Source organism: Vibrio sp. 10N.222.49.C9, from assembly GCF_041474985.1.
Taxonomy (GTDB): domain Bacteria; phylum Pseudomonadota; class Gammaproteobacteria; order Enterobacterales; family Vibrionaceae; genus Vibrio; species Vibrio crassostreae_C.
The window spans coordinates 1-591 of the sequence record NZ_JBFRVD010000113.1; the positions used below are offsets into that span (position 1 = coordinate 1).

General features: G+C 44.7%; 1 protein-coding gene. It reads left to right on the plus strand.

Going from position 1 to position 591, the window contains the following annotated elements; genetic code table 11:
- Nucleotides 1-591, plus strand: a 591-nt coding sequence (locus tag AB4585_RS29785) for an aminotransferase class I/II-fold pyridoxal phosphate-dependent enzyme (RefSeq protein ID WP_372170971.1), incomplete at both ends; no start/stop codon positions are given.

Below are 591 nucleotides of genomic sequence, written 5' to 3' on the forward strand. Positions count from 1 at the left end.
TACCTAGAAATCCCAGAGCTAGCAGAATATGAGCTGGAAATCGTAGAGCTACGCCTTGATGAGACCACTTGGCAGCTACCAATGTCTGAAATCGAAAAACTGGCAGATACAGACATCAAACTGCTTTGTGTTGTTAACCCTGCTAATCCAGCATCAGTGAAATTCTCTGACGAGACTCTAGAGAACCTAACGAACTTTGTGAATGAGCAACGCAGTGACCTATTCATCATCACTGATGACGTATACGGTACATTTGCCGATGACTTCGTTTCTCTATTTGCAAAACTACCATACAACACACTTTGTGTTTACTCGTTCTCTAAGTACTTTGGTGCAACAGGCTGGCGTCTAGGCACTATCGGTATTCACGATGAGAACGTGTTCGACGATACACTTCGCTCATTCAGTGAAGCGACACAGTGCCAATTGGACGACCGTTACAAAACGCTAACTCCAGAGCCACGTGACATCAAATTCATCGACCGTATCGTTGCTGATAGCCGCAGCGTAGCATTGAACCATACTGCAGGTCTGTCTCTACCACAACAAGTACAAATGGCGATGTTTGCATTAACTTGTCTAATGGACTCA